Origin of the sequence: Luteolibacter ambystomatis, assembly GCF_018137965.1 — a bacterium.
GTDB lineage: Bacteria > Verrucomicrobiota > Verrucomicrobiia > Verrucomicrobiales > Akkermansiaceae > Luteolibacter > Luteolibacter ambystomatis.
This window is the reverse complement of record NZ_CP073100.1, coordinates 1,613,543-1,631,967: the sequence shown is the minus strand read 5'-3', so window position 1 is coordinate 1,631,967 and position 18,425 is coordinate 1,613,543. Positions and strand designations below refer to the sequence as shown.

13 protein-coding genes are annotated in these 18,425 nt (G+C 61.6%); 5 read left to right on the top strand and 8 right to left on the bottom strand.

The features are described 5' to 3' along the window. Nucleotides 1–3: 3 nt before the first annotated feature. Complete coding sequence (locus KBB96_RS06305; RefSeq protein ID WP_211633622.1) at nt 4–945, bottom strand: alpha/beta hydrolase family protein; 942 nt, start codon at nt 943–945, stop codon at nt 4–6. Nucleotides 946–1,041: 96 nt separating this feature from the next. On the opposite strand from KBB96_RS06305, the gene KBB96_RS06300 reads away from it, so the two are divergent. The 3 genes from KBB96_RS06300 (at nt 1,042) to KBB96_RS06290 (ending at nt 3,308) form a co-directional block, all read left to right on the top strand. Next, the gene (locus KBB96_RS06300) at nt 1,042–1,719 is read left to right on the top strand and encodes a dioxygenase family protein (protein ID WP_211633619.1); all 678 of its coding nucleotides are present in this window, start codon (nt 1,042–1,044) and stop codon (nt 1,717–1,719) included. An 87-nt stretch (nt 1,720–1,806) separates the two neighbouring features. Further along, entirely contained in the window at nt 1,807–2,388 is a 582-nt protein-coding gene (locus tag KBB96_RS06295) for a hypothetical protein (protein ID WP_211633616.1), read from the top strand. A 44-nt stretch (nt 2,389–2,432) separates the two neighbouring features. Then, a complete protein-coding gene (locus tag KBB96_RS06290) occupies nt 2,433–3,308 on the top strand; it encodes a helix-turn-helix domain-containing protein (RefSeq protein WP_211633613.1) in 876 nt (291 codons plus the stop codon). Between the two features lie 10 nt (nt 3,309–3,318). Here the strand turns inward: KBB96_RS06290 and ftsY are convergent, their stop codons facing one another. Continuing rightward, nucleotides 3,319–4,170 (bottom strand): signal recognition particle-docking protein FtsY, encoded by an 852-nt coding sequence (gene ftsY, locus KBB96_RS06285; protein ID WP_211633610.1) that lies wholly within the window; start codon nt 4,168–4,170, stop codon nt 3,319–3,321. 212 nt (nt 4,171–4,382) lie between these two features. Here ftsY and KBB96_RS06280 point away from each other — a divergent pair, with 212 nt between their 5' ends. Beyond that, nucleotides 4,383–5,600, top strand: a complete 1,218-nt coding sequence (locus KBB96_RS06280; RefSeq protein WP_211633608.1) for a DUF5690 family protein — start codon at nt 4,383–4,385, stop codon at nt 5,598–5,600. Between the two features lie 110 nt (nt 5,601–5,710). Here the strand turns inward: KBB96_RS06280 and KBB96_RS06275 are convergent, their stop codons facing one another. The 3 genes from KBB96_RS06275 to KBB96_RS06265 all read right to left on the bottom strand — a co-directional run bounded on the left by KBB96_RS06275 (nt 5,711) and on the right by KBB96_RS06265 (nt 11,019). Beyond that, nucleotides 5,711–9,259 carry a proline dehydrogenase family protein gene (locus KBB96_RS06275; protein ID WP_211633606.1) on the bottom strand — a complete coding sequence of 1,183 codons (3,549 nt, stop codon included), beginning with the start codon at nt 9,257–9,259 and terminating at the stop codon, nt 5,711–5,713. A gap of 73 nt (nt 9,260–9,332) precedes the next feature. Continuing rightward, entirely contained in the window at nt 9,333–9,749 is a 417-nt protein-coding gene (locus KBB96_RS06270; RefSeq protein WP_211633604.1) for a hypothetical protein, read from the bottom strand. Nucleotides 9,750–9,822: 73 nt separating this feature from the next. After that, on the bottom strand, nt 9,823–11,019 hold the full coding sequence (locus tag KBB96_RS06265) for a KamA family radical SAM protein (protein ID WP_211633602.1): 1,197 nt from the start codon (nt 11,017–11,019) through the stop codon (nt 9,823–9,825). A 122-nt stretch (nt 11,020–11,141) separates the two neighbouring features. Between KBB96_RS06265 and KBB96_RS06260 the strand changes: the two genes are divergently transcribed. After that, entirely contained in the window at nt 11,142–11,810 is a 669-nt protein-coding gene (locus KBB96_RS06260) for a helix-turn-helix transcriptional regulator (RefSeq protein ID WP_211633599.1), read from the top strand. Here KBB96_RS06260 and KBB96_RS06255 read toward each other — a convergent pair. From KBB96_RS06255 to KBB96_RS06245, 3 genes are all read right to left on the bottom strand, one after another. Continuing rightward, nucleotides 11,807–12,880 (bottom strand): FAD-dependent oxidoreductase, encoded by a 1,074-nt coding sequence (locus KBB96_RS06255; RefSeq protein ID WP_211633596.1) that lies wholly within the window; start codon nt 12,878–12,880, stop codon nt 11,807–11,809. The genes KBB96_RS06260 and KBB96_RS06255 overlap by 4 nt on opposite strands. Nucleotides 12,881–12,889: 9 nt before the next feature. After that, complete coding sequence (locus tag KBB96_RS06250) at nt 12,890–14,863, bottom strand: LodA/GoxA family CTQ-dependent oxidase (RefSeq protein ID WP_211633593.1); 1,974 nt, start codon at nt 14,861–14,863, stop codon at nt 12,890–12,892. Nucleotides 14,864–15,056: 193 nt separating this feature from the next. After that, entirely contained in the window at nt 15,057–18,416 is a 3,360-nt protein-coding gene (locus tag KBB96_RS06245; protein ID WP_211633590.1) for an efflux RND transporter permease subunit, read from the bottom strand. Nucleotides 18,417–18,425 lie beyond the last annotated feature (9 nt).

The following is an 18,425-nucleotide window of genomic DNA, read 5'->3' as shown; positions in this document are numbered from 1 at the left end:
ATCTCAGGGTTTCACCGCCACCTGCAGATCCTTCGCATCGATCTTGATGATGGAGGTGGGACCGTTGTCTTCCACGATCTTCCTTGCCAGCACGCGGGTGACCGGAGCGAGGACACTGAAGTGATTGGTGCCGGGCACCGGCTCGATATGAATCACCGGATTGCGGTTCGCTTTCGCCAGAACACGCAACGAGCCGATATTGCCCTGCTTGTCACCACCTTCGAACACGAAGGTCGGATTGTGGATCGAATCGAGCCACTTGATCGGCGCACGGAAGTCCGCTTCCTTCGTGTCCGTGATATCGAATGGCAGCACTTCCTGTCCGTAATTGACGACCTCGTCCACGGGACCGAACGAGAACACCGCGCGGAAGCGGTCGCTGGAAGCCGCTACCAGCAGCGCGAGCGTGCCGCCGGTGCTGTGACCACCAAGGTAGATGCGCTCGGGATCGACGTTCGGCTGCCGCGAAAGGAAATCCCGGGCGGCGAGCACGTCGTTGACCTCGCCGTAGAAGCCTTCACGGACGCCGGGATTCTTGTTTCCGCCACGCAGGGATGGATACATCATCACGATGCCTGCCTCGCGGAATGCCCGGGCGGACTGGTCGTTTTCCGTCGGAGCGTCTTCCCAGGCAGTCTCCCCGATGCCGTTTGAAAAGCCGCCGAACAACCAGATGATAGCCGGATGCTTTGCGTTGTCTTCCTTTGGCGGGGTCACATAGGCGGACAATTCCCCTGCAGGTGAGGTATACCGAACGATCCTGAACATGTCCTCGGGCGGCTGCGGCACGGCATCGTTCGCGTGGTCGCGACGCTTGAGACGGGTGGTGAAATCTCCGCGCGCCTCCAGCAGAGAAGCCGCTTCCTTGGTCGTTGCAGAAGCAGTGTGGGTCGGTTTGCAACCGGTCAGGGCGGTGAGCAGAAACAGAACGGCGAGCAGTCTCATCGGTGGCGGAGTTTCGGACCGGAGCGTGAATCTGACAAGATCAACCGGGCTCCTCCGCTCCTTGATTCCATTGGGAATTCATGGCAGGAATACCCCATGCGTGTTTCGGACTGTCCGCTCTGCCATCGCCGGAATTTCCTCAAGACGGCCTTGGCCGGTTCCGCCGCGTTTTTCACTGTGCCGGGCGCTTTCGCCGAGGCACTGATGCTCACCGCACCCCAGACCGAGGGGCCGTTTTATCCGGACCGGCTGCCGCTCGATACCGACAACGACCTGCTCATCCTGAATGCCTCGCTGACGCCCGCCGTGGGAGAAGTCACGCACCTGACCGGCGTGGTCATGGATTTGAAAGGCCAGCCGGTGCGAAATGCTCTTGTCGAGATATGGTCTGCGGACAACCACGGCATCTATCTTCACACCAAGGCCGACCACCCCGAGAACCGTGACAAGAATTTCCAAGGCTACGGACGCTTTCTCACGGGCACGAAGGGTGAGTATTACTTCCGCACCATCAAACCCGGCCAGTATCCAGGCCGCACCCGGCACATTCACGTGGCGGTGTCCCTGAAAGGCAAACGGGTGCTCACCACCCAGTGCTATCCCGCCGGTGAGCCGGGACAGGAGAAAGACGGCGTGATCCAGTCCATCCGGGACCCGCAGGCGCTCAAGACCGTGATCGTGCCGTTCAAGCCGTTGGAGGGTTCCAAGACGGGGGAACTGGCCGCCCGATTTGATATCGTTCTGGGCCTCACCCCCGATGATGGGCACCCATAGACCACGGAATCCGCGCAGAGTTGAGCAATTCATGCGGAGCGCGATTCCGTGAAATCTATCATGCTCCACTTCCCCCAAGGTGCGTTCATGCTCGCTCGGTCCCTCAACGACTTCCATCAATGGCTGTTCTTCTCCTCTCCTGAGGTGGCGCGGTCGATCGTCATCGAGCCGGTTCACCGTGATCCCGAGGTATTGGCGTGGGCGGTGGCCTGTGAGTTGAATGAACGGAATCCGGCCTACGAGGGACGCTGGATTTCCTTTCTTCCGGATCTCTTGGAGCAAATTGCCGCCGATCCCTGTCAGCGTCATCTGCTCGCCATCCCGAACCGCCAGCATCCACGCAGCGAGCTTGCCGCCGTCTGCACCGCGATCCTGCGCAGGGGGTATGTGGTGCTGCAAGGAACCGTGCCCGCCACCGCCTCAGCCAGTGAGTCGGATGTTTTTCAAGTTGCCATGGGAGATGAACGTCATGCGGATTTGTATCTTTCCGCCTCCGCGGTGCCGAACAGCCTGCTGCCTGCGCGAATCGCGGATGGTTTCATCGACTGGGATCGGACCAAAAACCCAACTCCCGCACCCAGTGTGGACGTGACAAGCCGCTTCGGAATCCGGAACATTTCCCAATCCAATCGTCAGCCGGACTGGCGCTTCCGTTTCAGCGCGGAATAACCGGCTCCCCCCCAATGAACCATCCGAGTCCATCATTGGAATCCATGCTCCTGCAACGCCTGAGGGAGTCGGAGATTTTCCGGGTCTATCAGGAGGCTTTCCGGAACGCGACCGGACTGCCGCTGCAATTTTCCGGGACGGATCTGGAGGACCGCTGCGTCGAAATTGGAACACCGGGAACAGCGGAGCTGTGCGAGGCGCTCAACCTCTGCAAAAACTCCTGCTTCGCTTGCATCGAGACGAACCGCAGGTTGCTTGAGGAGGCGGAGGTGAACGGGCCGACCTCCTGCCATTGTTTTGCCGGATTGGTGTCGTCTGCCATTCCGGTCCGCTTTCAGGACTGTATCCTGGGATATCTGAAGACCGGCCAGGTGTTTTCCCAGCAACCCACGGAGCAGGACTTCGGAGGTTTGTTGGAAAAGATCGGTCGCAATGGTCTGGATACCGGAACGATCGAACTGCTGCGTTCGACGTTCTTCCAAACCCGGGCGGTGGAGCCCGTGCGCTACTCCAGCATGATCTTCCTGCTCCAGAGCTTTGCCCTCCAACTCGGCCAACAGGCGGATCTGCTGGCAGTGCAGGGCCAGAGCGAGGAACCGTCATCGGTGGCGAAGGCCCGGGAGTTCATTGAAACGCGCCTGCACGAACCGATCACCCTGAGTTCGGTCGCCCGCGTGGCGGGTTTCAGCGAATCGCATTTCTGCCGGATCTTCCGGGAGGTGACCGGCCTTACGATGACGGACTATATCAGCCGTCGCCGGATCGAGCGGGCCAAGAAGGAGCTGCTCAAGGTGGATTCGCGGGTTTCCTCGGTGGCCTTCGATGTGGGCTTCCAGTCGATCTCGCAGTTCAATCGTACCTTCACCAGAATCACCGGCACTTCCCCGACCAAATGGCGGGCGGCAAAAGCGCAGGATTGAACAATCCCCGTCAGAGAATCTCCGCCACGAACTTGTCCTTCTCGAATGGTGAGAAGGCATCGGGTTCCTCACCCGTGCCGATGAAGCGCGGGGCGATGCCGAGTTGTTCGTAGATCGCCACGGCAACTCCGCCTTTTCCGGAACCATCAAGTTTCGTGACCACCAATCCATCGAGCGGACTGGCCTTGTGGAATTCCTTCGCCTGCTGGAGTGCATTGGAGCCGGTGGTGGCATCCACCACCAGCAATGTGAGATGTGGCGCCGTCTCGTCCTGTTTGGCGATCGTACGGCGGATTTTCGTGAGTTCCTCCATCAGATTGTGGCGGGTGTGGAGGCGGCCGGCGGTGTCGCAGAGCAGGAAGCGCGCGCCATCGGTGATCGCCTTCTGGTGGGCATTGTAGCAGACCGAGGAGGGATCGGCATTGGGCGCGCCCTTCACCACCGGCAGGTTGAGGCGGTCGCCCCAGCGCTGGAGTTGCTCGACCGCGGCGGCGCGGAAGGTATCCGCAGCGGCCATCACCACCGAGTGCCCCTTTTTCTGGAGCCAGTGGCCCAGCTTGGCGGTGGAGGTGGTCTTGCCGGTGCCATTGACGCCGACGACGAGAATCACGAAGGGCTTGCCATCCGGACGCAGCAGGAAAGGCGGAGCATTCGGCGGGAGCTTCGAGGAAATCTGGCGGCGGGTGACCTCCACCACGTCCTCTGCGGAGACCTGGCGGCCGAGATCCTTCAATTCATCGATGATCCCTCCCGCCAGCCGTACGCCGAGGTCGGCACCGATCAGATCGGCTTCCAGGTCATCCCAATCGATTTCCGCACGATTGGTGATCTTGTTGTAGAGGGATTTGAAGAAGCCGGCCATGGGTCGAATGCGGGGCGGCAGAGTAACCGGGAGTCCGCCGTGGTCAATGGCTGGATATTCACGACAGGATTCTTGCCCGCGGACCGTTTGGCGGGTTAGTGGAGGTTGTGGGAATCAAAGGACTCGTGGAGCGTTGGCAGCGGAAATTGGATGAATCATCCTTTTGGCTGACGGTTCATGCGGCTTTGGCGGCGTTCACCGCGTATTTCTGCATGTATGCATTCCGGCGGCCGTTCAGCGCGGCGGGCTATACCGATGTTTCCTTCGGCTGGGATTGGCTGGGGTCGAACCTGACGCCGAAGACCGTTTTCGTGATCGCCCAACTCATGGGCTACGGCGTCGCGAAATTCTGGGGGATGAAGTTCTGCTCGGAAATCCGCCGCAAGGCGCTCGGACGAGCGGTGTTGGGAATGATCGGCGTCGCCTGGCTGGCACTGCTGGTCTTCGCCGTGGTGCCGCTGCCGTTCAAGATCCTGGCCATCTTCATCAATGGCATTCCGTTGGGGACGGTATGGGGCCTGATCGTGCGGCAGTTGGAGGGGCGGAAGGTTTCCGAACTGCTCCTCGCGGCCTTGTCGTGTTCATATATTCTCGCCAGCGGTGAGGTGAAACGCTTGGGCCAATGGCTGATGAGGGAAGGAGTGGGGGAGTTCTGGATGCCTTTTGTGACCGGAGCATTGTTCGTCCCCTTGCTGTTGCTCTCGGTGTGGATGCTTTCGCTGCTGCATCCCCCGGGCGCGGAAGATGTAAGGGAGCGCTCGCCGCGCGACCGCCTCGATCATGCCGGCCGCCATTCCTTTCTGATGAAGTTCCTTCCGGGACTGGTGATGCTGTGCATCGCGTATCTGTTCCTGACCGCCTATCGTGATTTCCGGGACAACTATCAAAGCGAGTTGTTCGCCGAGATGGGAATCCATGATCCGGCCGCCTTTTCAAGGACCGAGCGACCGGTGGCCTTTGGCGTGATGGCCGCTCTGGCGTTGATCTATCTGGTGAAGGACAACCGCACGGCCTTGCGCTGGGTGTATGGCCTGATGATCGGCGGCCTGGCGCTGCTGGGGGGATCCACGTGGCTCTATACGGCGGGAAAACTCGGTGGCGAAATGTGGATGATCGCCACGGGGCTCGGAGCCTATCTGGCGTATGTGCCTTTCGGGAGCGTGCTGTTCGACCGCACCATTGCAGCGACACGTTTCCAAGGCACGGCAGTGTTCGCCATCTACGTGGCCGATGCCTTGGGATACAGTGGTTCCGTGGTCGTCCAGCTCTACCGGGACCTTTTCGCTTCCAAGGACAGCTGGCTGTACTTTTTCAAGAGTTTCAGCATCCTGATGGCACTGGGCGGAATCCCGCTGACGGCCATGGCGATGGTCTATTTCCTTCGTTGGAAACCGAAGGATACGGAAGGGGAGCATGCTTCCGGGGCTTGAACCCGTTCAGGTTTGTCACCTTCAACAAACCAAGTGCCCCTACCGCGCGACCATCGAGTTCTCCCCCCGGATTTCCCGATGGCGATGCGCGGCAGGAGCGGAGTTCAATTCTACAATTCCGACGGCTTCGGCAAGAGGTTTCCGTAGCGATGGCGCGTTTCAGAAACAGCTTGCTCACGAAGCCACGCCGGCCATTCCAACCGGGCATTGTAAAGAACGTTTCCATCCGCCCAGCGGAGGCCGGCGGCGATGGCTGCGGATTTCAAGCTGGCCGTAGCATTGGGCGCGCGCAGCACTCCGAATTGATCGGAAATGGAAGGCAATCTTGCGGCCAAAGCTGCTTCGGATTCCACGATGATCTCGAAGCCAAGACCTCCAAGCCACGTGCGGGGAATCTCCGTGGAAATACTAACAGGCACATTCATCGCGGCTGCGACCAGCAACAGGCGGGCAAGCTCGGGATCGGAAGTATTTTTACCGATACGGATCAGGGCGCGCTGGAATTTGCGGTAGCGGAAGACGTTCGATTCGAAGCGCAGGCCGCTTGGATCGTGCTCCTTGGAGAACTCGCGGGCATTCCATAGGGCATCGCTGCCCGCGGCTGCGGTGAGTTCTGTTGCATGGTCCGGCAATGCGGCGACGAGCCTCTCCAAAAGAGCGGCGGCGGATGGACCGGGTTTGGCCGTCTGCTGTGGGAGCCCGGCATTCGTCCAGGTGCCGAAGAGCTGGCAGTAGTTCGGGCCGCCAGCCTTCGAGCCGGGGCCGAAGCAGGATCGCTTCCAACCACCGAACGGCTGGCGTTGTACGATGGCTCCCGTAATCGGACGGTTGATGTAGGCGTTGCCGACCTCGACCTTTTCGCGCCACAGGTCGATTTCGCGATCGTCCAGCGAGCTGATGCCACCCGTAAGCGCGAAATTGGAATCATTCTGGATACGGATGGCGTGCTTCACGTCATTGGCGCGGATCAGGCCGAGCACCGGGCCGAAGCACTCGGTGCGGCGGTACCAGCCCTGCGGATCGACCCCGAGCTTGATACCGGGCGACCACAGGCACGGATTGCCATCGACCATCTTTGGTTCCAGCAACCATTCCTCACCAGGCTCCAGCGAGGTAAGCGCGCGCTCGAGCTCCGCGCCCGGCTCGCGGATGACAGGGGTGACGATGGAATCGAGGTTCCATGAACCGGCGACCCGCAGCGAGCTGGCGGCGTCCTTGAGCTGCTTGCGGAAACCAGGGTTGTCATACACCTCGGCCTCGATGATGCCGAGCGAGGCCGCGGAGCACTTCTGACCAGCGTGGCCAAAGGCACTCTTCACCAGATCCTTCACGGCCTGATCCGGGTCGGCGGCGGCGGTGACGACCAGCGAGTTTTTGCCGCTGGTTTCCGCGAAAAGGCGCAGCGACGGTTTCCAGTCGAGGAACATGCGTGCCGTTTCATAGGCACCGGTGAGGATGACCGCACCGATACGGTCATCGGTGACGAGCGACCTGCCGATCTCATTGTCCGGACAAGGGACGAACTGGAGCACGTCTTTCGGAATCCCGGCGCGCCACAGGCAGTTGATCATCACCCAACCGGTGAGCACGGTTTCCGGAGCGGGTTTGAAGATGACGGTGTTGCCGCCGATCAGGGCCGCCAGCACGCTGCCGAGCGGGATCGCGAAGGGGAAGTTCCACGGCGGTGTGACCAGCACGGTGCCGAAGGGCTCGAACTCCGCGCCATCGTCGAAACCGGCGGCGGAAAAACCACGCGCGTAGTAGTTGGCGAAATCGATGGCTTCCGAGATCTCGCCATCGGACTCGGTGACGGCCTTGCCTCCATCGAGCATCATGGTGGCGGTTGCCTCGCCGCGGGCATTGGCGACTTCCGCCGCGACCTTGCGAAGGAGTTCGGCACGGCCTTCATAACCGAGGGCCTGCCAGGAGGTGCGTGCGGAAACGGCGGCTTGCAACGCGCGTTCGACTTGCTCGGGGCCCGCCAACGCATGGCGGTAGGCATCCACGCCGGGACGGGAGGGATCGCGGCCGATGGTTTGAGAAGCACCGGCTTCTTCCTTGCCAGCAATCACCAAGGGAATGTCTGCGATAGCAACCCCACGGGCTGCATCAATGGTCTTGCGAATCCACTGGCGGTTCTGGGGAAGCGAGTAGTCGGTGTCATCGGCATTGTGGAACGGCACATCCACCGGCAGAGCCACAGTGTGCTCGGTAGCGCGGTCCTGATGACGCTTCGGTCCGGCGAGCACGGTGTCCTTGCGGGCGCAGGCGCGGAGGAAACGCTCTTCCTGGCGCTTCCAGGCGGCATTGCCGGGAGCGATGTCGAAGAGGTCGTGGAGGAAGTTTTCCTCGGAGGTGTTCTCGTCCAGACGGCGAACGAGGTAGGCGATGGCGCTGTGGAAATCCTCACGGCTCACCACCGGCGCGTAGAGGAGCAGGCCACCGGCAACCTCGTGCACGGCACGGGCCTGATGGTTGGCCATGCCTTCGAGCATCTCGAACTCGACCTTGTCCTCGGTGCCTTCGCGGGCGCGCAGCAGCAGGGTGTAGGCGATGTCGAAAAGGTTGTGGCTGGCCACGCCATGGCGGACATACTTCGCGGTCTCCGGCTTGCAGGCCTCGTGGACCATGCGCTTGAAATTTGCGTCCACCTCTTCCTTGGTGTCGTAAGGAGCGAGCGGCCAATCGTGCAACTCGGCCTCCACACTTTCCATGGCGAGGTTCGCGCCCTTCACGATGCGGATCTTGATGCCCGCGCCACCGCGTGCGACGCGATCTTTCGCCCAGGCGATGAGATCCTTCTGCACCGGCCAGGAATCCGGCAGGTAGGCCTGGAGCACGATGCCCGCTTCCAGCTTCATGAACTCCGGTTCATCGAGCACGGTGCGGAAGGCATCACAGGTGAGGTGGAGGTCGCGGTATTCCTCCATGTCCAGGTTCACGAACTTCGGCTTGCCGTTGATCGGGTTCTGGATGGCCACGCGGTAGAGTTCGCGCAGGCGCTCCGTGATGCGCGCGAGCGTCTCCTGCTCGCCGACGAGATGGATCTGGGAGAAGATCGCGGAGATCTTCACCGAGAGGTAGTCGCAATCCGGCGACTTGAGGCGGGCGATGACGGCTTCGATGCGATGGGCTGCCTCGCCTTCGCCGAGGATGGCTTCACCGAGCTGGTTCAGATTCATTCGCATGCCGGCTTGCTTGCGGCGGGCGAGCAGGGGCTTCAACTTGTCATCCTCCGCGGGAAGAATCACCGAAGCACTCTGGGAACGCATGGCGCTGGTGACGGCGGGCATCACGATATCCGGAGCCACCGCCGAGAAAGTCGCACCGGCCTTCATGGCCACACGCTCCGGCATGGAAAGGTAATGGGGCACGCCGTAACCCTCGACGAGGTGGCGGAACTGCGCCGCGGAGCGGGAGTGCGTGGGGGGACGGAAGACCTGATCCGCCATCGCCAGCGTGAAGGCCTTGCCCGCGGGATCCACCATCATGCGGGCCATCTGGGCGGCCTGGCGGCGTTCCGAGATCCGCTGTTCGTTCCTGGCCGAGTCGAGAAGATCGGCGGCGAGTTCCACCGCCTCGGTGGCCAAGGCCTTGTCGTCGATCTTCTGCTTCTTCACCCGGCTCAGCCGGTCACGAACGGATTGGATGCTCATCATCTATAAGATCGCACCCGTGTCTTGACCGTTTGACGCAAAACATGCGCGGAATGCGGCAAACCCGTTCGCTTTTTTAGCGGGATTGCTCGTGGCGGATCAGGGCCACGATCTCACGGCGACGGGTCTGGTAACGGCGACGCTGGCGGTTGAAACGCGAAACCCGGGAGAGCCCCTCGGCGAAATGATGCCAGCCGAGACAAAGGATCGTCATTCCAATGCCGGTGACAGCAACCAACGCCGCCTTGGCGACATAGGCGACCGCGAACCAAGGCACCCCGGCGACCAAGAGGCCGAGCAGGGTCATAGCCCCGGCCCGCATCACGCAGCGGAAGGCCGAAGGTTCCTTGCCCCCGTGTGCGTCGCGGATGAGGGCAGCCTCACGAAAGTGGATCCATTCCCGATCGAGGCGCGCAAGCTTCCGCTTCAGCAGCGCCAGTTTCATCACCGTGCTGGATTGCTCCGTCCGCAATCCGGCCATGCGCGTTTTCATTTGCGCGCAGGATGGCAGGAACCGCGGACGGGTGCAGTGGGAAAGGGGACGCTGCTTTGGAAGAGCGAGGGCCTCACGCCGTCTCCAACGCCTTCTCATGCAGCGCCGCGAGAGCATCCGCAGGAATCGGCGTGGGCTCGGCGTATTCGAAAATGCCGCCCTCGTAGTTGCGCAGGATCACGCGGCCCGGTTCGCGGGTGACCACGTATTCCGGGTTGAGCGGGATCTTGCCGCCGCCGCCGGGGCCATCGATCACGAACTGTGGCACGGCGTAGCCGGTGGTATGGCCACGCAGGCCCTCGATGATCTCCAAGCCCTTCGTCACACTGGTGCGCAGGTGCGAGGAGCCCGTGATGAGGTCGCACTGGTAGAGGTAGTAGGGTCGCACCCGGCACATCAGCAGCTTGTGAACGAGCGCTTTCTGCACTTCCACCGAATCATTGATGCCGCGCAGCAACACACTCTGATTGCCCAGCGGAATACCGGCGTCGGCGAGTCGACCGAGTGCATCACGGACTTCCGTCGTCAGCTCACGCGGATGGTTCGTGTGAACAGAGATGAAGAGCGGGTGGTGCTTCTTCAACATCGCGCACAGCTCCGGCGTGATGCGCTGCGGAAGGAAGATCGGGATGCGCGAGCCGATGCGCACGAACTGGATGTGCGGGATCGAGCGCAGGCGGGTGAGAATCTTGTCCAGCTTGTCATCGCTGAACAGCAGCGGATCGCCGCCGGACAGCAGCACGTCCCGCACCTGCGGAGTGCGCTCCAGATACTGGAAGGCCCGCTCCATCTGCGTTTCCAGATGCTGCTCACCCACGCCGGACACCACGCGGGAGCGGGTGCAGTAGCGGCAATAGGACGCGCAGCGGTCGGTCACGAGGAACAGCACGCGGTCCGGGTAGCGGTGGACGAGGCCGGGCACCGGCATGTGGCTGTCCTCGCCGCAGGGGTCCGCCATTTCCTCCGGTGCGGTCCATCCTTCGTCAATGCGTGGGATGACCTGGCGACGGATCGGGCAATCCGGATCGTCCTTGTCGATCAGGTTGAAGAAATGCGGCGTGATCGCCATCGCCAGCTTGGTGCCGGCGAGGAGGACGCCGGCGCGTTCCTCGTCAGTGAGGTTGATGCGGCTCTCCAGATCAGAGAGGGAATCGATGCGGTTGCGGAGCTGCCACTTGTGGTCGTTCCAGTGCTCCATCGCATCCTCCGGCCAGTATCCCGGTGCATGCGACCGGAAGGCGGGGTCAAAATCGGTTGGGCGGTTGGCCATCGGCTTGGACGAAAGCTAGTATTAGTTCGAAAGTTGTCAAACCATGGACCCGCTTTTGGTGTGCGCAACGGACATTTTGCGTTGGCATCCGTCTCCCGTCCAACAAATCATGGGCGGACACCATGTTTCTGCCCGGCTTCCGAGATCTCGTCAAACCCCAGTGGGTCGCCGTCATCGAGGAATTGAAGCTGTCCGGTGGATTGCCTGTCAGTGAGTTGGGGAGGCGGCTGGAGATCGCCTACATGACTGTCAAGCAGCACTGTCAGGATCTCAAGGACCTCGGCTACCTGGAACGCTGGCGGGTGCCGCGGACCCAGGTGGGGCGACCGGAAATCTTCTACCGGCTCACTCCGAAGGCGGATTCGCTGTTTCCGCAGGCCGGGGTGACGCTCACGCTCGATCTGTTGGAGGCGATCCGGGCCTTGTTCGGGGAAACCGCGCCGGACCGGTTGCTGTTCCAGCACTTCCAACAACAGCTTGAAAAATGGCGACCGAAGCTCACCAAGGCGAAATCGTTGGTGGAGAAAGCGACGCTTCTCGCCGGTCTGCGGGAAAAGGAAGGTTGTTTCGGCCGCTGCAAGTATGATCCCGAACGCGGATTTCGCATCGAGGAGTACCATCACCCGCTGCTGCCGGTGTTTGAGAAATACCCGACAGCGATCCAGATGGAATTGCGGATGATGGAACAACTTCTCGGCACCAAAATCGTCCGGCGCGAGATCCCCGGCGGGAAAGGTGGTCCCGCGCGGGTGGATTTCGAAGTGGCAACGCTTGGAGTGAAGGGAGCTTAGGTCTCCCGCACGATCGGCGATGAGGTCTCAAAGGCCGTCCAGAACGACGAGGCGAAGTATCGGCCCGCGGAATCGTAGAGCAGATTTCTTCGTTTGTGGTAGATCGCCCTGATCTCATCGAGACTCCCGCTGTAGTCCTCCATGGATGTTCCTTGGAGGATGGCGGTTGAGATCATGTCCGCGGAGGCCATGGCATTGAAGATCCCTTGGGATGAAAGCGGGTCGAAGGACAAGGCCGCATCTCCACACGCCGCCCAGCCGGGTCCGCACGGTTGATCGAGATGACTCGATCTCGCGTCGTTCGATTTCAATGCGGTCCTGTAGAATGCATCCGGATCCATGTGGGTGGCGATGTGTTCCGTCTTCCGCAAGCGTTCCAACCACTGTTTCGGATGATCCCTCAACTCCGTGGCCAAGGCCGGAGATGCATGAAAGATCGCAAGCGGCCGGCGATCCGGCAGGTAGGCGGCATACCACCAGCCATCGGCAGTCGATTCGATGAAAGTCCGATTCGAAACGACATCGCGGGTGGCTCGACCCATGCTCCAGACCGCCACCAGCGGAGGCCCGTGGATCTGCCTGGCACCCTGTCGACGGGCAATCGCCGCGTTCCGTCCGGTGGCATCGATCAGGAACCCGGCGTCCAGCCGATCCCCACCTTCGGTTTCGATCTGCCAGCTTTGGTTGCGGCGGTTGATCCGGGCGACGCGGGCGGGCATCCGGATCGTGCCCGCGAGAGCTGCGGATTCGGAGAGTTCCTTTTCAAAGGCTCCCCGATCCAACCGCCATCCTCCGCCCTCCGGCGTCGTCAGATGGTCCTCTGTCCGCAGTTCTCCGGCCCACAGCGATATGATCCCGCCAATCCGACGATGCGGGCTGCCGGGACTTTCGAATCCGGGCAACCCCAGCTTTGCAAGCAAGCGGGCCATCGCGCCGGGGACGGATTCCCCGATTTTATGACGACCCGATGCCTGGGGATCGAGAAGCAGAACCCTGCGCCCGCTGCGTGCCAAGACCGTGGCTGATACCAGACCGGCGGGTCCCGCTCCTGCGATGATGACGTCCCACATGGTGATCGATCAGGACTTCCGTCGTGCGCGCAGGTTGACTGCTTCGCGAAGGTGCTCCTCGCTGTCCCAACCGGCCGTGTGCAGCTTCTCCTGCCACGAGTTGGCCGGGGCGGCTGCGCGCAGCATCTGGAGGCTCTCCGTGGCGGCGGCGAACTGCTGCTTCCGGCTCTCGCTGAGATTCTCCACGTAGATGATGGCGGGGAAATCCGGATCGTCCACAATGCCGGGTTGGGCCTCGACGATGCCTTGTGCACCGAACTCTGCGACCATCTTCTCCATGCGGGCTGGGATGTCCGGAGCCTGGTCGATGGAACGGAACCAGTAGGCGCGGCGGTTGTAAGCGGCGATGCGCTGCGGGCGAGGCAACGACTCGTTCATCACGATCTCATAGTCTTCCTGCGTGAGCACCCAGTTCGGCACACGGGCCGCCCAGAAGGTGGGCAGGAAGGGATCATACTGCGGATCATAGCCTGAGCGGCAGTAGGCGGTATCGCCCTGCCACGGCAGCCCCATCCAGCGGGTGATGTCACCGGGGCCTTGCGCGTAAAGCGGACCGGTGAGGGAAAGAGCCTCCTGCTGATCGAGCGTGCTACCATATTCTCCAGCAGGCTCCGCTGTCTGGCGACGACGGATGCGGAATGGCGAACCGTAGAGCGTGGAGTGACGCATCGGCCAGGTGGTTTCGCAGCCGGGATGGAAGGCATCCGCGAGGCAGTAATGCAGTGCGGCTTTGTCCAGCATCGCCGGTTGTTCGGCGAGCGGCACCTCCGCGAGCGTGCGCGGCGGCGTATGGGCCGGGTGCCAATCGTCATCGAAGACCCCGTTGACCCAGCGCTGGAGATGAAGCTGCTGGAGCTGCGGCAGCGCCAGCATGGTATTCGGGGAAGGGGAGAACAACTCGCCGCCGAAGTCATCGCCATAGATCCACGGCCAAAGGCGCGGCTCGTTCACCTCGTTGTCGAAGGGGCGGAAGGTGTTGAAGATCGTGCGGCGCAGTTCCTCATACGGCTCGCCGTCCTGCCCGCTCAACGAAAGCGTGCGGATGAACTCGCGATCCTCGAAGTCCATCGGCCGCCCCCTGCCATACATCGCGGCAAAGCCCTTGTTCACCCATTGCAGATTCGAAAGGCGTTGCAGCAATGGCAGGATGTCGCGGGTGAAGGAAGTCGTGCCGGGCAAGGGCAGCGTGCCGGCATCAATATAGGTATCCACCAGCAGGTCATAAAGCGTGCGCCAGCCGATTACGTCCGGAGCGTAGTTCGGCGGGGCGCAGAGCACCCATGCGCCCTCGACCGGAATGGAACGGCCCGAAATGGAAACCGTGGCGTCCACCGGACCATCCGACATGTCATCATACCAATCGTCGGCATTGTTGAAGGTATCGGGATCAGCGGGATTGAATGGCGGGGCACCGCTCGGAGAGGCGGATACGCCATGGCCACCGAGGAACAGCAGTCGGCCCTGTTCATCAGTCTGCAATTCACCGAGAGGAACGACCACGCCCGTGAACGTACCCGTGTCGAAGCGGTGTTCCGCGCCGCCGGAAACATTCCGGCCGGTGATGGTGCGCGGACCGGGATCGATCACGAGCTTTTCACGGTCGGCACCTTTGACCGCGGCATTGCGGCGCGGCACCGTCAGATCATGCGTTTCCGGAATGTCCATCGCGGTGATGAAGCGGAACCAATCGGCCTTGCGGTTCGCCACGTGCGCGGTCCATTGGATGTCCGCATCATCGGCGGTGAGTTCGCGGACCACTTCGCCAGCCGCGTTGTAGCCGTAGATCCGGAAAAGGGCGGCCTGGCGTTTCAGTTCGCCCGTGGTGGTGCGGTGATGGCCGCTGTTCGCTCCGGGGAGGGGATCGGTGACTTCGGGGCCGATGTAATAGGCGGTTTCGGCATCACCGACGCGCGCGACGCCGATGGCGGGATGGATGGCGGCCCGGACGATGACGGAATCCTGACAGGAAGTAGTGTCGGACATGAGTTGCTTGAAATTTCAGGGTGAGAGCGGGTTCCGCCTGTTCTGTTAGAAGCAGGCGGAATGATCCCATCTGAAGCAACGGCATCCTGTGCGCAATGATATTTCGGATCGCGTATTGATATAATTTTTGTCAAGTAACACAATCACGCATAAATACAAAGTTTTGGCATATCTTGCGTCCGATTTTGCGACTTCACCCCTGGGTCTGGGGATGTTTTCGGCCATGCAGCCACAGGAAGATCACGGGCGTGACGATGAGGATGTGGAGCAGACTGGAGATCATTCCGCCGATCACCGGCGTGGCAAGGGGTTGCATGACTTCCGAGCCCTGACGGTGGCTCCACATGATCGGCAGGAGGCTGGCGACGATGGTTGCGACGGTCATCACCTTCGGACGCAGACGCAGTCTCGCGCCATCGATGACGGCCTGCACCAGATCGGAGCGGGTGAAGGCATCGCCCAGTTCGGCCATGCGCTTGCGCACGGACTCCTCCAGATAGACCACCATCACCACGCCGGTCTGCACGGCGGTGCCAAACAGGGCGATGTAACCGACCCACACCGCTCCATTGAAATTGTAGCCGAGCAGTTTCTGGAGGAATACGCCGCCGCTGAGAGCGAAAGGCACGGCGAGCATGACATGCGCGGCCTCCGCGAAACTGCGATAGACGATGAACAGCAGCACGAAAATCACTCCCAGCACTGCTGGAACCACAAGCAGCATGGTATCGGCGAAGCGTTTCTGGTTTTCGTATTCTCCCGTCAAAGACCAGGTCATGCCCTCCCAGTTCATCTGCTTCAGGCGCTGTTCAACTTCCGCTACGAAACCGCCCAGGTCACGCCCTTCGACATTCGCCTGGACATATGAGCGCAGCTTGCCGTTCTCGCTGGCGATCTCGTTGGCGCCGGTTTCACGGGTGATCCTGGCTACCATGGCCAGGGGAATGGTGCCAATGGCAGCGGGCTCCGGCGATGCAGTGGTGGTGGCTGGTGCCGCCGCTCCTCCCATGGAGCTCATGCCTCCTCCGCCCGGTGCGGCAGGTGCGGGAGCAGTGCCCATGCCTGCGGGAAGGGAGACAGGGATGCGTCCGATGTTCTCGATGTCATCGCGCTCTCCACGTTCCAAACGGACCTGCACGGGATAACGTTCACGGCCTTCGATGGTCACGGTGACGTTCTTTCCACCCAAGCCAACCTCCACGGCATCGAGCACATCCTTCGCACTGAGCCCATACCGGGCCATCGCACGGCGATCGACTTCGATGTTGAGATACGGTTTACCTTGGACGCGGGAGGGGGAAACGCCCGTCGCGCCCGGGATGTCGCGAACGATCTTCTCGATTTCGAAGGCCTTCCGTTGCACGTCCGCCAGGTTGTCGCCGAAGATCTTCACGCCCACCTGCGCACGGATGCCGGTGTAGAGCATGAGGATTCGGTTCTCAATCGGTTGCAGGAATGCAGGCACATAGCCGGGCACCTGCTTCATCGTTTCGGTGAGCTCGGCCTTGAGCTTCTCGACGGTCATGCCTTCGCGCCATGCCGGATTGCGCTTAACGCCCCAGCGTCCGTCGGGGATGTATTCGGGTTTCAGCGTGATTGTGGTCTCCAGCATCTCAGTGGGTGCGGGATCGGTGGCGGTTTCGAAGCGGCCCATCTTGCCCGCGACGGTTTCGATCTCCGGCACGGCGGCGAGCACCTTGTCCTGCCACGCCATCACCCGCTGGATCTCGGTGGCGCTGGTCTTGGGAAGCAGCACCGGCATGTAGAGCAGGCTGCCTTCATTGAGCGGCGGCATGAACTCGCGGCCGAATCCGGCAAACCACGTCGCCACCCGTGGATAACCACGTTCATCGAGAGTCCTCAACCACGGTCGCGGCAAACCGAATGCCGTGAGCACGGCGGCGGCAAGCAATAGCAAGGCTCCGGCGATCACCGTGCGGCGATGACCCAAGGCCCAGCGCAACACTGGATCATAGAGCTTCAGCAAGAGGCGCATCACGATGTTGTTGTCCTCGCTGTGGAAGGGGCCGCGCACAAAGATGCTGCACAACACCGGCACGAATGTCACCGCCAGCAACGTGGAGCCGATCATCGCGAAGGTCTTCGTCCACGCCAGCGGATGGAACAATTTCCCCTCCTGGCCCGCGAGCGCGAACACCGGCACGAAAGCGAGGATGATGATGGCCATCGCGAAGAAAATCGGCCGCCCGACCTGGCGGCAGGCATCAAGCGTGACCTGCAATCGTTCCCTGGCATCAAGCGGGGATCCTTTCTCCCTCTCGGCGATTTCGGCATGACGCAGCACGTTCTCCGTCACCACGATGGCAGCGTCCACCAGCACGCCGATGGCGATGGCGATGCCGGTGAGGGACATGATGTTGCTGCTGATGCCGGTCTCCTTCATCAGCAGGAAGGAAACGAGGATCGAGACCGGCAACGGCAGCGTGACGATGAGGATGCTGCGGAAGTGCCAGAGGAAAAGAATATGCGCGAGGGTCACGAGGATGATCTCCTCGATGAGCGCGTGCTTCAGGGTGTCGATGGTGCGGTCGATGAGCGTGCTTCGGTCGTAGAAGGGCTTGATCGTCACTCCGGGTGGCAGCGTTTTCTCGAGCTCGGCCACCTTGTCCTTCACCCGTGTGATCACCTCGCGGGCATTCTCACCGGTGCGCATGACCACCGTGCCGCCGACCGCTTCGTGACCGCCGATGTCGAGCGCACCACGGCGGAAGTCGCCGCCGATCTGAATGGTGGCGATGTCCTTGAGGTAAACCGGGGTGCCCTTCTCCTGCTTTACCGCCACGAGACCGATGTCCTCCGTGTTCCTGATCAGTCCCACGCCACGCAGCACGAACTCCGCGCCGTTCTCCTCCATCACCTTGCCGCCGACGTTGAGGTTGGCGTTCTGAATGGCCATCATCACTTCATTGAGGCTGACCCCGGCGGAGCGCATGCGCGCGGAGGACACCTCCACTTGATATTGCTTCACATAACCACCGATGGAGGCGACCTCCGCGACGCCCTGTACCGAGGCGAGCTGGTAACGGATATGCCAGTCCTGCAGCGAGCGGAGCTTCGCCAGATCATAGCCGCCCGAGGGTGCCTTCGCCGGATCGACGTCGAGATAGTATTGATAGACCCAGCCGAGGCCGGTGGCGTCCGGGCCGAGCTGTGCGGTGACGCCGGAAGGCAGGGTGCTTTGGAGGAAGTTCAGGCGTTCCAACACCCGGCTGCGGGCGAAGTAGGTATCGGTCTTCTCATCGAAGATCACGGACACCAGCGAGAAGCCGAACATGGAGGTGGCACGCACTTCCTTCACCCCCGCCAGACCCTGGAGGCCGGTGGAGAGTGGATACGTTACCTGGTCCTCGACTTCTTCCGGACTGCGCCCCGCCCAATCGGCATAGACGAGCACCTGGTTTTCGGTGAGGTCCGGAATGGCGTCCACGGGGGTGGTGACCAGCGCACGGATGCCGAAAGCGATCAGCACGAGAGTGCCGCAGAGAACGAGGAAGCGGTTGCGAAGGCTCCACTCGATGATGCGATGAATCATGATGTTGCC

Bases quoted from the DNA above. Each gene is read 5' to 3' on its own strand.
- KBB96_RS06305 (WP_211633622.1), bottom strand. From the start codon at position 945: ATGAGACTGCTCGCCGTTCTGTTTCTGCTCACCGCCCTGACCGGTTGC.
- KBB96_RS06300 (WP_211633619.1), top strand. From the start codon at position 1,042: ATGCGTGTTTCGGACTGTCCGCTCTGCCATCGCCGGAATTTCCTCAAG.
- KBB96_RS06295 (WP_211633616.1), top strand. From the start codon at position 1,807: ATGCTCGCTCGGTCCCTCAACGACTTCCATCAATGGCTGTTCTTCTCC.
- KBB96_RS06290 (WP_211633613.1), top strand. From the start codon at position 2,433: ATGCTCCTGCAACGCCTGAGGGAGTCGGAGATTTTCCGGGTCTATCAG.
- ftsY (WP_211633610.1), bottom strand. From the start codon at position 4,170: ATGGCCGGCTTCTTCAAATCCCTCTACAACAAGATCACCAATCGTGCG.
- KBB96_RS06280 (WP_211633608.1), top strand. From the start codon at position 4,383: ATGTATGCATTCCGGCGGCCGTTCAGCGCGGCGGGCTATACCGATGTT.
- KBB96_RS06275 (WP_211633606.1), bottom strand. From the start codon at position 9,259: ATGATGAGCATCCAATCCGTTCGTGACCGGCTGAGCCGGGTGAAGAAG.
- KBB96_RS06270 (WP_211633604.1), bottom strand. From the start codon at position 9,749: ATGAAAACGCGCATGGCCGGATTGCGGACGGAGCAATCCAGCACGGTG.
- KBB96_RS06265 (WP_211633602.1), bottom strand. From the start codon at position 11,019: ATGGCCAACCGCCCAACCGATTTTGACCCCGCCTTCCGGTCGCATGCA.
- KBB96_RS06260 (WP_211633599.1), top strand. From the start codon at position 11,142: ATGTTTCTGCCCGGCTTCCGAGATCTCGTCAAACCCCAGTGGGTCGCC.
- KBB96_RS06255 (WP_211633596.1), bottom strand. From the start codon at position 12,880: ATGTGGGACGTCATCATCGCAGGAGCGGGACCCGCCGGTCTGGTATCA.
- KBB96_RS06250 (WP_211633593.1), bottom strand. From the start codon at position 14,863: ATGTCCGACACTACTTCCTGTCAGGATTCCGTCATCGTCCGGGCCGCC.
- KBB96_RS06245 (WP_211633590.1), bottom strand. From the start codon at position 18,416: ATGATTCATCGCATCATCGAGTGGAGCCTTCGCAACCGCTTCCTCGTT.